The organism is Corynebacterium sp. UMB10321 (assembly GCF_030228725.1).
Taxonomy (GTDB): Bacteria; Actinomycetota; Actinomycetes; order Mycobacteriales; family Mycobacteriaceae; genus Corynebacterium; species Corynebacterium pseudogenitalium.
Genome location: NZ_JASOZC010000003.1, coordinates 138,587 through 150,689 on the forward strand (window position 1 = coordinate 138,587; position 12,103 = coordinate 150,689).

General features: G+C 55.9%; 12 protein-coding genes. 9 read left to right on the plus strand and 3 right to left on the minus strand.

The features are described from left to right. Positions 1 to 21 precede the first annotated feature (21 nt). The 3 genes from QP752_RS05160 to QP752_RS05170 are packed head-to-tail and all read left to right on the plus strand — an operon-like array spanning position 22 to position 3,012. Positions 22 to 561: an FxsA family protein gene (locus tag QP752_RS05160; RefSeq protein WP_070363522.1), complete on the plus strand. Its 540-nt coding sequence runs from the start codon at positions 22 to 24 to the stop codon at positions 559 to 561. Further along, on the plus strand, positions 558 to 2,186 hold the full coding sequence (lnt, locus tag QP752_RS05165) for an apolipoprotein N-acyltransferase (RefSeq protein ID WP_284804731.1): 1,629 nt from the start codon (positions 558 to 560) through the stop codon (positions 2,184 to 2,186). Before QP752_RS05160 ends, lnt begins: the two co-directional genes overlap by 4 nt. Continuing rightward, a complete protein-coding gene (locus tag QP752_RS05170; protein ID WP_284804732.1) occupies positions 2,140 to 3,012 on the plus strand; it encodes a polyprenol monophosphomannose synthase in 873 nt (290 codons plus the stop codon). The genes lnt and QP752_RS05170 overlap by 47 nt, the downstream gene beginning before the upstream one ends. A 76-nt stretch (positions 3,013 to 3,088) precedes the next feature. On the opposite strand, the gene QP752_RS05175 is transcribed toward QP752_RS05170, so the two are convergent. Continuing rightward, entirely contained in the window at positions 3,089 to 3,466 is a 378-nt protein-coding gene (locus tag QP752_RS05175) for an RNA polymerase-binding protein RbpA (RefSeq protein ID WP_070477143.1), read from the minus strand. A 128-nt stretch (positions 3,467 to 3,594) separates the two neighbouring features. On the opposite strand from QP752_RS05175, the gene QP752_RS05180 reads away from it, so the two are divergent. After that, positions 3,595 to 3,942, plus strand: coding sequence for a hypothetical protein (locus tag QP752_RS05180; RefSeq protein WP_071572633.1), 348 nt, complete (start codon positions 3,595 to 3,597; stop codon positions 3,940 to 3,942). A gap of 6 nt (positions 3,943 to 3,948) precedes the next feature. Then, a complete protein-coding gene (locus QP752_RS05185; protein WP_070362479.1) occupies positions 3,949 to 4,659 on the plus strand; it encodes a YceI family protein in 711 nt (236 codons plus the stop codon). Between the two features lie 129 nt (positions 4,660 to 4,788). On the opposite strand, the gene QP752_RS05190 is transcribed toward QP752_RS05185, so the two are convergent. Then, complete coding sequence (locus QP752_RS05190; protein ID WP_284804733.1) at positions 4,789 to 6,117, minus strand: cyclopropane-fatty-acyl-phospholipid synthase family protein; 1,329 nt, start codon at positions 6,115 to 6,117, stop codon at positions 4,789 to 4,791. Between the two features lie 135 nt (positions 6,118 to 6,252). Between QP752_RS05190 and QP752_RS05195 the strand changes: the two genes are divergently transcribed. Next, positions 6,253 to 7,590: an NAD(P)/FAD-dependent oxidoreductase gene (locus QP752_RS05195; RefSeq protein ID WP_284804734.1), complete on the plus strand. Its 1,338-nt coding sequence runs from the start codon at positions 6,253 to 6,255 to the stop codon at positions 7,588 to 7,590. Positions 7,591 to 7,732: 142 nt separating this feature from the next. Next, on the plus strand, positions 7,733 to 8,806 hold the full coding sequence (locus tag QP752_RS05200) for a magnesium and cobalt transport protein CorA (RefSeq protein ID WP_284804735.1): 1,074 nt from the start codon (positions 7,733 to 7,735) through the stop codon (positions 8,804 to 8,806). Here QP752_RS05200 and QP752_RS05205 read toward each other — a convergent pair. Beyond that, positions 8,803 to 9,225: a PaaI family thioesterase gene (locus tag QP752_RS05205; RefSeq protein ID WP_070362482.1), complete on the minus strand. Its 423-nt coding sequence runs from the start codon at positions 9,223 to 9,225 to the stop codon at positions 8,803 to 8,805. The two genes, QP752_RS05200 and QP752_RS05205, sit on opposite strands and share 4 nt — an antisense overlap. Positions 9,226 to 9,261: 36 nt before the next feature. On the opposite strand from QP752_RS05205, the gene gndA reads away from it, so the two are divergent. Both gndA and QP752_RS05215 read left to right on the plus strand, forming a co-directional pair. Then, positions 9,262 to 10,746, plus strand: coding sequence for an NADP-dependent phosphogluconate dehydrogenase (gene gndA / locus QP752_RS05210; RefSeq protein ID WP_284804736.1), 1,485 nt, complete (start codon positions 9,262 to 9,264; stop codon positions 10,744 to 10,746). A 46-nt stretch (positions 10,747 to 10,792) separates the two neighbouring features. Then, positions 10,793 to 12,100 (plus strand): DEAD/DEAH box helicase, encoded by a 1,308-nt coding sequence (locus QP752_RS05215; protein ID WP_070477214.1) that lies wholly within the window; start codon positions 10,793 to 10,795, stop codon positions 12,098 to 12,100. Positions 12,101 to 12,103 lie beyond the last annotated feature (3 nt).

Below are 12,103 nucleotides of genomic sequence, written 5' to 3' on the forward strand. Positions count from 1 at the left end.
AGTCCGGCTAAGATGGTCGGCATGCCAATCTACATTTTGACGTATTTCCTCGTAGAAGCGCTGGCGTTTTTCCTTGTCGCGAAGTCAATCGGCGTTGGCTGGGCTTTGCTGGCAATCTTCGCGCTGATGGTGCTAGGCGGTGCACTGGCGACGCTCACGCTCCGCGGCGAACTCGCAAAGGCGGCACGTGGCAAAACATCTGTAGGGAAGCTAGCAGGCGACTCTGCGCTTCTCATGGTTGGCTGGGCTTTTTGCATTATCCCGGGCTTCGTTTCTTCAATCCTGGGGTTCTTCTTGGTCTTCAGCCCTACTCGCTCGATACTCCGAAACCACCTTTCACGCTCTCTGCGGCAACGCGTGGAAAATGTTGGAATCAGGATGTACGAATCGACGCCGATGTCCCGAAACTCTGCTTCCTACGGCTCGTTCACGCGGCCAACTCCTGAGCGTGGGGCCAGCGACGATGAGCACCCCGTCATTGACACGGATGAAATTGAAGACTGGCTCTACGAAGAGCACAAACGCCGATCAGAAGGTGGGGAAGAGGGACCACGGTCGTGAATGCGTCACTCCGACTTGTCCTCGCGGTACTTTCCGGCGTTGCGGTTGCGTTCTCCTATGAGCCGTTCGGGTACTGGTTCCTCGCAGTACTCGGCGTTGGTGCGTTCTACCTCGCTCTGATGCCGTGGAAACGTTTTGCTACAGCAGCGAAGCCATCGCCAAGTGCAGCATTTGGCTGCTTGCTCGGGTTTGCCCATGCCGCCACGTGCTACTTGATCCTCCTGCCCTGGATCGGAGCATTCGTCGGCGCGATGCCCTACGTGGCGCTCGCTATCACGCTGGCGCTCTCAGCGCTTATCACTGGCGCGGTTGGCGTCCGCATTGCCCGTTGCCAGTATGGGTTCCTTGCTTTTCCATTTGTGTATATCGCGGTGGAGTTCCTCCGCTCGTCGCTTCCATTCGGCGGATTTTCCTGGGTCCGGCTGGCATGGGGGCAGGTCAATGGGCCTCTGGTGTGGCTATCTTCAATTGGTGGTCCAGCGCTAGTTTCTCTCGCCGCCTGTCTCGCTGGTGTAAGCCTCGTGACGTTTCTCATCACGCGTGGGAGAACCCGCAGGGTAGCTGCGTTAGGTTTCGCGCTCCCGATCGGGCTCGGAGGACTTATCAGCCCGAGTTTCGATGGCGAGGGGACAGAGGCTCAGACGGCACAGGGCAACTCCGTACTGGTCGCAGCGATTCAAGGCAATGTGCCGCGCCTCGGGCTTGACTTCAACGCTCAGCGCAGAGCCGTGTTACAAAATCACGTCGATGAAACTGTTCGCGCAGCGAATGATGCCCAAAAACAAGGTGAAAAGCTTGACCTCGTTATATGGCCGGAAAACTCATCTGATGTAAATCCGTTTCAAGACCCCTTGGCGGCGTCGTCAATCGAGCGCGCTGTGAGCGCAGCAGACGCCCCGGTGCTTGTCGGGACACTCACTCGCGACGTGGTAGGTGCGCGCAACACGATGGTCGTGTTTGACCCGGAAAAAGGGCCAGGCGAAATGCACCATAAGCGCTTCTTGCAGCCGTTTGGCGAGTACATGCCGATGCGCGACTTCTTCCGGAAAATCACGGACCTCGTGGACCTCGCCAGCGATTTCAAGCCCGGCAACGGCCCAGGTGTCGTCCACATGGGAGGCATCCCTGTTGGGGTTGCCACATGCTATGAAGTGGCAGAAGACCCGGCGTACCGGATGGCAATTAATAATGGTGCGCAAATTCTCACTACACCAACGAATAACGCGACTTTCGGGTTTAGCGATATGACCTATCAGCAGCTGGCAATGAGCAGGCTGCGTGCCATTGAAACGGATAGGGCAGTGGTTGTTGCAGCTACTTCAGGTGTGTCAGCAATCGTGCACCCTGACGGAACGGTGAGCCAAGAAACTTCTATCTTTGAAGCTAACCACCTGATTGAACGCCTGCCGCTACATACAACGCGGACATTTGCTGTGCGTTTTGGGGACATCCTCGAGGCTGCGTTCGTTTGGATTGGACTCATGCTCATACTCGGTGCAGCAGTCCGCCGACCCAGGGAGTATGCTAGACAACATTTGAACAACGGCGAGAAACGTTGCTGGAAAAGGAGCAGCCACCGTGGCGAATTCGACATTAGTGATCATCCCGACGTACAACGAGATTGAAAATCTTCCCCTTATTGTTGGCCGGGTTTTCGATGCAAACGATGATGTAGACATCCTTATTGTCGACGACAATTCTCCCGACGGAACGGGGCAGAAGGCCGACGAACTGGCAGAAGCGAATGATCGCCTGCACGTCCTGCACCGTGCTGGCAAGGAAGGGCTACTCGCCGCGTACCGCGACGGTTTCAACTGGGGACTCGAGCGTGACTATGAGGTTGTCTGCCAGATGGACGCCGATGGCTCGCATGCACCTGAGGAGCTTCACCGCTTGTTGGAGGAGATCGAAAGCGGCGCAGACGTCGTAATCGGTTCGCGGTATGTAGACGGCGGGGAGGTTAAAAATTGGCCGAAGCAGCGCTACTTGCTTTCCAAGCTGGGAAACGCCTATGTTTCCCTTGCACTGGGTGGCGATGTTCGCGACATGACCGCAGGTTACCGCGCTTTTCGACGCGAGGTCCTCGAGACCATCGACCTCCAGGAGTTGTCCAACAAGGGCTATATCTTCCAGGTCGATATGGCGCACAAGGCCGAGCTTGCCGGTTTCGACGTTCGCGAAGTACCGATCACATTCGAGGACCGCACGCTGGGCGAATCTAAGCTAGACGCAAGCTTCGCGACAACTTCTCTCTGGGAAGTCACCAAGTGGGGTGCCACCGAAAAGTTTGGCACCGCACGGGAGATGGCGAAAGAGGGATTCCGAATGCTCAGCTACGAGGCCAAGCGCTCTAAAGCAAACGAGCTGCTGAGCAAGGCGAACGACCTGCCTCAGCTCGCGGGCAACGTCGTAGAGGTTGCCAAGGAATTCATCGCTTCGAAGCGTAAGTAACTTCGCGTTGACAGTTAGACGAAAGGCGAGAAGCTACAGAATATGTGGCCTCTCGCCTTCGGGCTATAACTAGCTCTTACTTCTTGTTTTCTGCTGCTTGTTCTTTCGCCAAGCGCGCAGCAGCGCGACGACGTTTCCGCAGCTGTTCAAGGCGCTCTTCAAGCAGCACGTCGAGCTCTTCGATAGTACGGCGTTCGCGAAGCATATCCCAGTGAGTACGGGGTGGCTTCGTCGGCTTCGACTCGACGCCTTCGCCTTCCATAAGGGTGCCGAGCTGGCCGTTCTTGCACATCCATTCCTCTGGAATCTCTGCATCATCTGCGAACGGCACTTCGAAAATCTCGCCGTTCGGAGTGCGGTATCGCGCTTGCTGCCGAGGCGCGAGATCATGGTCTCGGTCCGTCTCGTAGCTCACAGCGCCCATTCGACTTCCGCGAAGAACACGATCAGCCATACTCAATTGTCCCTTCTAAACACATTTAAATGCAGTCGCCCTATTATAACGTTCACCTTTTAGATTTTGTTCCCGCAGTATTGAACCGGACATGCATTCCGTTCAAGGTGTGTATTAGGCTGACCCGTATGCCAGAAAGTGATGTGTACGCGAAGAGCGAATCGCCTACGTGTCAGTGGTGTGGCAAAGAAATGGCTCGTCAGCAGGGAAGAGGACGCCGCCGAAAATATTGCAGCCAGTCATGTAAGCAGCGCGCGTATGAACAGCGTAACTTTGTAGCCGGCACTGCGATTGATGAAGGGGCAGCCATCCTTAAACCGGAAACTGTGTCGATGCTCCGCGACAACCTTTTCGTTTTGCGTTGTACAGCGGAAGATATCCGGACAGCGGTGGATGAAGGTGCAAACCCGGATGAATTACGTAACATGTGTGACGAATTAATTGAATTAGCGCGAACAGTTGAGAAGTTGAGGTAAGTACCCATGAAGGAAGTGCAAGCTCCCAGCGACCGCAAGAAGAAGCTCTTGATGGTCATTGTTGCGGGAATTGCGGTGCTCGCGGTCCTAATCGCGATAATCCCATTGCTGCTCAACATGTTTGGTGGCGGTGGAGTCAAGACAGAAGGAATTGATACAGACCGACTTAAACCGGCGGACACTGACATCAACGGCGTTTGGAAGATCCAAAAGCGTCCTGGCGTCAACTCGACGTCCGTTGGGTTCACGTTCGATGAAGTTCTTCCTGGTGAAGCAAAGACGACCTCAGGATCGACGACAGGCGTTGAAGGCGAAGTACATATTGAGTCGGGTGTACTGCAATCTGGCGAAATCGTAGTCGACATGACGAATTTAACTACAGACAGCGATGTTCGAGACAACAACGTACGCCGGAAGATTCTTCACACGGATCAATACCCGACGTCAAGCTTCACGATCACCGAGCCGATTGATCTATCCAAGGTTCCATCAGACGGTTCCGCTGGAACCGTGAACGTGGTCGGAGACTTGACCATCCATGGCGAGACGAATCGCGTCACAGCACCTTTTGACGTAGCCCTGTCTGGCAGCCATCTCATCGTCGCGGGCGATGTACCGTTTGATAGAGCTGACTACGGCGTTGAGACGCCTGAATTTGTCGCAGCGAAGATTGCCGAGAGCGGGCTACTCAATATTCGCCTCAATATGACCAAGTAGACTGTCCAGAATTACCCGCCCAATTACGTCACGTTACGTTATTGGGCGGGCTTCCGCTATCTATATGCAAAGTTGTGGAAATGTCCGATAATGTACATTATGTCAACTAAGGCACTTGACCCTTGCTTCTTATCGGCGCCCACCCCGGTGCTTCCGTACCAATACCGCCTGTGCCAGATCCAAGCCCCCTACTGATGCAACTGCTTCGCGAACCGCAAACTGCCAGAGCCATAGTCGGCGAAATACTTCGTCATAGCCATCGGCCGCGGCTTCACGGAGCCGCCCTTCAAACATTTGACGCTGCAAACGAATCGACAACCGAAGATGTTCCGGCGCACGGCTAATACTGATCGCTTGGAGATGCGTTTGCTGTTCAACTAGCTTCAGAAAATCGACTTCATATTGATACTCCATACCTGGCCATACATACGCACCAAGCACCTGAAGCGCACTCCGACACGCTCGGTTCACGGATTTTGATTGCACGCGACGTGCCATCACCGATTGCACACCGATACGCCCGCCTGGAAGTAGCATGCGGTCCATCGCGCGAAGGTACTGCACTTTATCGCGTTTCGGGCATGATTCAAGCTGACTAAATGAAACGATTGCATCATACGGCCCATGCTGCTGGGCCCATTGAGCGTCACCAAGTTTGCCCACGGCAACGCGCACATCGTTCGCAGCGCCATTAAGAATGAGGTATTCCCGAAGATGAGCGGCACTGTCATGGCTAATTGCGAGAGTATCAACCACCACTCCGCGCCCTATCGCGGCCAGAGCCACAGCACCTCCCGAGTTCGGATACTCGAGCATTCTCGTACCGCGCCCTGCACCGACTAGGTCCAGCAACTGCTGAGCGCTCCGCGCCTGTATATCACCCAAGTCGGCTCGATCCGCATCGAGCGGTGCTTCGTAGGTGGTCACATCGATATAGCGGCGCTTCGCGCCACGCTGTTTGGCACGCTGCTCCGGGTAGGACTTGGTCAGTTTGCGCTCGGTAGTTGCGACACCTGTAGCGAAATGACCCTGGAAAGCACTCACACGATCGCCCGAAAAGTGCTGTACGAGAGAACTCGGCAGCATCGCTCCAACAGTTTCCGGCCGTGGCTTCCACGATGTACGGCGGGGTACGTAGCCCTGCCCCAGCAGCTTCGCAATGACTTCAACAAGTACATCCGATGAGGTCACTGACCACTCGCCTGCCATGTACCCCTCTGCCAGGCCTGTCCAGCCAGCAGCCGCGATTCGTTCAAAAAGCCGCTCATGGTTCACGAGAATGTCGGCGTCGTCACCAGAAAGCGTTACACCCGCGGCGTCACAGGCTCGAGCAAACTCGGCCTCTGCAAGCCTGGCGCGAGTTTTCAGAGCAAACCCATCCAACGGCTGCACTAGCCGTGGCCACTTTGTGGCGTCAACAGTGTGTAAATGCGTTGGTACTGGTTCAGGAATCGGCACGCTTCCCCACCTTACTTGGTCAAACTTTCAGCGGAGTTTTCGACGCTTCATCTCCAAAACCATACCGTTCTAACATTATGGGCGTACTATAAAGGGAAGAAAATTCAAACAGCTTTCCCAAGGAGCGACACTTTTATGACTCAGACACCATACCGCCCCGCTGGAAACCGCCATCACGTCGTGATCGTAGGTGCGGGGTTTGGTGGCATTAACGCTGCTCATGCACTCGCGGATGCAGACGTAGACATTACGATTATTAACCGCACAAACCACTTCATCTTCGCCCCTCTGCTCTATCAGGTAGCGACCGGTCTTCTGTCTGTCGGCGAAATTGCCTCTTCGGTTCGCCAGATTTTGGCAAGCCAGGACAACGTTCGCGTTGTGCGCGGCAATGTTGACGAGATCGATACCGCGAATCAGATCGTCACTGCTTCCGATGATGGTGCGTCGTCACAGTATGCCTACGACTCATTGATCCTCGCAGCGGGTGCAGGCCAGTCCTACTTCGGCAACGATCACTTTGCGGAGTTCGCACCTGGTTTGAAAACAGCCGATGACGCGCTCGAGGTGCGCGCGCGCATTCTTGATGCCTTCGAGAAAGCTGAGCTAGCTACTTCCGCTGAAGAACGCGAACGGCTGCTCACTTTTGTGCTCGTCGGCGCCGGTCCAACTGGTGTTGAGCTCGCTGGACAGATCGCCGAGTTGGCGCACCGCGCATTTGCTGGAAGCCAGTACTCGTTCTCACCAGATCAGACCAAGATCCTTCTTATCGACGGCATGCCACAGGTTCTGCCACCATTTGGAAAGCGTCTTGGCCGGAAGGCGCAGCGCGAGTTGGAGAAGGCAGGCGTTACTGTCATCTTGAATGCCATTGTGACCAACGTCGACGGCGAAAGCGTCACGTACAAGAACACCCAGACCGACGAAGAGACCACTGTCTACACTCCAACGAAGATTTGGTCTGCTGGTGTCCAGGCTTCCCCGCTGGGCAAGCAGGTCGCCGAGCAAGCTGGTGTAGAGGCTGAACGTAACGGCAAGGTGCCGGTGAACGCCGACCTGTCCGTTGGCGAACTGTCGAATGTATTCATCGTGGGCGACATGATGAGCCGCGACCGCTTGCCGGGCGTCGCTCAGGTTGCAATCCAGTCCGGTGAATATGTCGGAAAGATTTTGAAGGCACAGGTTGAAGACGAGATTACGCCGGAACAGCGCGAGCCATTCTCCTACTTTGACAAGGGATCGATGGCTATCGTCACTCGCTTTAACGCTGTCGTGAAGATGGGCAAGGTAGAAATCGCTGGATTCTTGGGTTGGTTGATGTGGCTCTACGTCCACGTCTCATTCCTCACTGGACTGCGCAACCGCACTGTCACAGCGTTGACGTGGGTTTACAACGCTTTGAGCTCGAAGCGATACAACCTTCCGACGACACCCGGCCAACGCCACGCGAAATCCGAAAACTCAGAGAACTAAATGACTCTGCTGACGCGCCTCTCCCCTTTGTATACGGTTGGAGAGGCGCGTTCGTGTTCCGTTCTCGAAGGGCGTAGTATCTCGAGCGTTGTTGTATCCCTCGCCCTTGATTGGCGCGACGCAGGTAGTAAAGGGGGCCACTATGCCACCAAGGATCCCGTTGTCGAGGAAGTCGTCGAAAAGCACGCTTCAACCATCGCGCATACCGGTGAAGGTCCCTCTGGAACGCTCGATCGACTTTTGCAAAGTATTTGTCGATGGCAAGCGCATCCCTGGCAACTATCGGATTCCACAGGCACTGCAGGTCGCACGGGAGCACGATAACGCGTTTGTGTGGGTCTCGTTGAAAGGTCCGACAGATGAGCAGATGACCAAGATCTCGTCGTTTTTCGACATTGACGATCTGATCGTTGACGACGTAGTCGATGCCCACCAGAGGCCGAAGGTTGAGCGCTACGATGAGCAGCTGTTCATGGTCGTGCGCTCGGTGTATTACCGCGACGATGAGGAGGTTGCGGATGCCCGTGAAATCATTTCCACTGGTGAAGTCCAAATTGTGACCGGTCCAAACTTTGCGATCACGATCCGGCACGGCGCACCACTGCCTGATTTGACTGGCAAACTAGAGAGCGAGGAGGAGCTTGCGGTGCTTGGCCCAAGTGCCGTCGCATGGGTGGTGTCCGACTACATCGTCGATAACTATTTGAAGGTCGCAGACAACCTGAGCCGCGACGTCGATGAGCTGGAAAACGAGGTGTTTACGCCTCGGCGAGACATTAACATTGACAAGATTTACAACTACAAACGTGAGATCTTGGAGATGCGCCACGCGATCGACCCACTTGCACCGGCGTTAAAGAATGGTTTGACCAACAACCGTGATCTGATGCGGAAAGCGCTCAGATCTTACTTCCGTGACGTGCAGGACAACGCGACGATCGTGAGTGACCACCTCTCAGGCTTCGATGAACGCCTTTCCTCCCTGCTTGACGCCTCGGTTGCGAAGGTTTCGATGCAACAGAACTCCGATATGCGTACGATATCTGCAGTAGTTGGTATGGCTGCGGCCCCGACCATGATTGCCGGTGTTTATGGCATGAATTTCGAGAATATGCCGGAATTGGCTTGGAAGTACTCCTACCCGGTGGTGCTCGGCGTAATGATCCTGACCATGGCACTGATGTATTGGTGGTTCAGGAAGAACCGCTGGCTTTAGGGTACGAGGAGCTTCAGATTCGTCAGGGCCACTAATTTGCCTTCGTGATGCATTTCGATGCGCCAGAGGTGGGTTCGCCGCCCGACATGAACTGGGCGCGCGGATGCTTCGATTCGCCCGTCACGGACGCTTCGTAGGAGGTCGGTGTTGTTGTTCATGCCGACAGCAGGTCTGCCAGCTGTCGCCATCGCTGCAACGGAACCTACCGTTTCCGCGAGACCGGCATAGACTCCCCCGTTGACGATCCCGGCAGGCTGAAGATGCTGGGGTCCGACGTCTATATGTGCAGTTACGCACTCTGGGCTACACGCCGTGATCACCATTCCGATCGTGTTGGCGTAACCGTTGTTGTATTCGTTGAGGGTCCGCAATTCTTCCTCGTTGAGCTCGCGATCAACTTTTTCGAATAGAAAACTCATTCCGTTCTTTCCTCTCAGCAGCGTAGTATTGTCTGCATGACTACCACCGAGCATGATACGAATCAGTCCCAGACTCATCTCGCCCAGATCGGCGTTGTCGGTATGGCGGTGATGGGTTCGAACCTAGCACGTAATTTCGCCCGCAACGGACATACGGTTGCTATCTACAACCGGTCCCCTGAGAAGACTCGCGCCGTAATGGCCGAGCACGGGGATGAGGGCTCGTTTATCCCATCTGAAACGATTGAGGACTTTGTTGCCTCGCTGGAGCGTCCACGCCGTGCTGTCATCATGGTCCAGGCTGGCAAGGCTACGGATGCAGTGATCAATCAGCTCGTCGAAGCGATGGATGAGGGCGATATCATCATCGATGGCGGTAACTCGTTGTTCACCGATACGATCCGCCGTGAGAAAGAAGTCGCTGAAAAGGGGCGCCACTTCGTCGGCGCAGGTATCTCTGGCGGCGAGGAAGGTGCACTGCTTGGTCCTTCGATCATGCCTGGTGGTCCTGTCGAGTCATGGGAGGCGCTTGGCCCACTCCTTGAGGATATTGCCGCGAAAGTCGATGGCGTTCCGTGCGTGACCCACATTGGCCCAAATGGTGCCGGACACTTCGTCAAGATGGTGCATAACGGCATCGAGTACGCCGACATGCAGGTCATCGGCGAGGCATACCATTTGCTTCGCTACGCAGCTGGGTTGGAGCCGGCGGAGATCGCTGAAATCTTCTCCGAGTGGAATGAGGGTGACCTGGATTCCTACCTGATCGAGATCACCGCTGAGGTACTGAAGCAAGTCGATGAGCAAACAGGCAAACCGTTTGTCGACGTCGTTGTGGACGCGGCTGGCCAGAAGGGCACGGGTCGCTGGACTGTGAAGGAGGCCCTAGACTTGGGCGTCCCAGTCACTGGCATCGGCGAAGCAGTGTTTGCTCGTGCGCTTTCTTCTTCTACTGCGCAACGCACCGCGGCCTTGGAGGCCAACCTCCCTAGTGGCATAGAAGCTTCGTTCGCTGACCTTGGTCTGGACAAGGCGCAGTTCGTCGAGGATGTCCGGCGTGCTCTGTACGCCTCAAAGCTCGTTGCGTACGCGCAAGGCTTTGATGAAATTGCTGCGGGTTCCGAAGAGTACGACTGGGGTCTGAAGCCTGGTGAGCTGGCGAAGATTTGGCGTGGTGGCTGCATTATCCGCGCGAAGTTCCTCGACCGCATCACCGAGGCGTATGAGAAAAACCCTGAGCTGCCATCACTGTTGCTCGACCCTTACTTCCGCAATGAGCTGGAGGGCGGCGTCATTGATGCGTGGCGTCGCGTCGTCATAACGGCTACGCAGCTCGGGCTTCCGGTTCCGGTATTCGCGTCCTCGCTCTCCTACTACGATTCCTTGCGTGCAGACCGCTTGCCTGCGGCGCTGATTCAGGGACAACGTGATTTCTTCGGTGCGCACACCTACAAGCGCGTCGATATGGACGGCACGTTCCATATCGCGTGGTCTGGCGACCGCAAGGAGCTTCGTTACTAAGCGTGGCGATAGCACCTGACCACAAAAAGGCACTAGGGTGTTTGCAATGAAAAGTTTTGCCGATCTCGGCCTTCCCCACCCCCTGGTGCGCGCGCTCAACGCAGAAGGAATTACTCGGCCGTTTCCAATTCAGGAAGCGGCTATTCCTGATGCCCTAGCAGGCAGAGACGTGCTTGGGCGTGGTCCGACCGGCTCCGGCAAGACTTTTACGTTTGGTTTGCCGATGTTGGCGCGTCTGAGTGGTGCGCCAAGTCAGCCTGGACGGCCCCGTGGACTTGTGCTCGCACCGACGCGTGAATTGGCAAGCCAGATTCAACAGCGATTGAACAGCCCCGCGAGCGCACAAGGCCTTCGCGTGCTGGATGTAGTTGGTGGCGTCAATATCAATACGCAGATCCGCGCTTTGGCGGCACCAGTCGACCTCTTGGTGGCGACACCGGGCCGTGCAGAGGATCTATTGCAGCGTGGCGTCCTCGATTTTCGGGCTCTGGAGATCGTCACGCTTGATGAAGCCGACCAGATGGCCGACATGGGCTTCATGCCTCAGGTCATCAAGCTTGTCGACCGAGCGCCAAAGGATTCCCAGAAGTTACTGTTTTCTGCAACGCTCGATGGCGATGTACAGAGAATCGTTGACAGGTACATGCATAATCCGGTTACGCACTCCACAGCTCCAGCGAAGTCAGCTGTAAAGACCATGAAACACTTCGTCCTGTTGTGTGGCAGCCGCGAGTCGCGCAATGCTCGAGTGCTGGAAATCGCCGCACGCGAAGGCAAGACGATCATGTTTATGCGCACGAAGCATGGTGTGGACAGGCAGGTGAAGAAGCTTCGTCGCGCCGGAGTTCACGCGCAGGGAATTCACGGTGACAAAGGTCAAGGTGCTCGAACTCGCGCACTAGAGGGGTTCGCTGATGGTTCAACTCCAGTCTTAGTTGCGACGGACATCGCAGCACGCGGAATCGACGTTTCGGGAGTCTCACTCGTTGTCCACATCGACCCGCCTGCAGAACACAAGGCATACTTGCACCGCGCGGGGCGTACAGCGCGTGCGGGCACTGAGGGCAACGTTGTTACGTTGGTCATGGATGAACAGCGTAAGGAGGTTCGCTCGCTTCTAAACAAAGCTGGAGTGCGAGCGACCGAAGTCCGGGCGCAGGAGCTCACACCTGAGGTCGTTGAGATCACCGGAGCTCGGCAGCCGTCTGGGAAGCCCCTGCCACCGCCTGGTGGCCAGCCACCACATCAGCGAAAGAACCACAACGCAACCAGGCGTTCGAAACGCCCCAGTGCGAATGCTCAACGACGACGGTCGACGGGAAGGAGCGGTAGGCGTCGGACGCCTCGGTCATAGTCG

Coding starts and splice junctions, on each gene's coding strand:
- QP752_RS05160 (WP_070363522.1), top strand. CDS start 22: ATGCCAATCTACATTTTGACGTATTTCCTCGTAGAAGCGCTGGCGTTT.
- QP752_RS05175 (WP_070477143.1), bottom strand. CDS start 3,466: ATGGCTGATCGTGTTCTTCGCGGAAGTCGAATGGGCGCTGTGAGCTAC.
- QP752_RS05205 (WP_070362482.1), bottom strand. CDS start 9,225: ATGAGTTTTCTATTCGAAAAAGTTGATCGCGAGCTCAACGAGGAAGAA.
- QP752_RS05180 (WP_071572633.1), top strand. CDS start 3,595: ATGCCAGAAAGTGATGTGTACGCGAAGAGCGAATCGCCTACGTGTCAG.
- QP752_RS05185 (WP_070362479.1), top strand. CDS start 3,949: ATGAAGGAAGTGCAAGCTCCCAGCGACCGCAAGAAGAAGCTCTTGATG.
- gndA (WP_284804736.1), top strand. CDS start 9,262: ATGACTACCACCGAGCATGATACGAATCAGTCCCAGACTCATCTCGCC.
- QP752_RS05215 (WP_070477214.1), top strand. CDS start 10,793: ATGAAAAGTTTTGCCGATCTCGGCCTTCCCCACCCCCTGGTGCGCGCG.
- QP752_RS05200 (WP_284804735.1), top strand. CDS start 7,733: ATGCCACCAAGGATCCCGTTGTCGAGGAAGTCGTCGAAAAGCACGCTT.
- QP752_RS05195 (WP_284804734.1), top strand. CDS start 6,253: ATGACTCAGACACCATACCGCCCCGCTGGAAACCGCCATCACGTCGTG.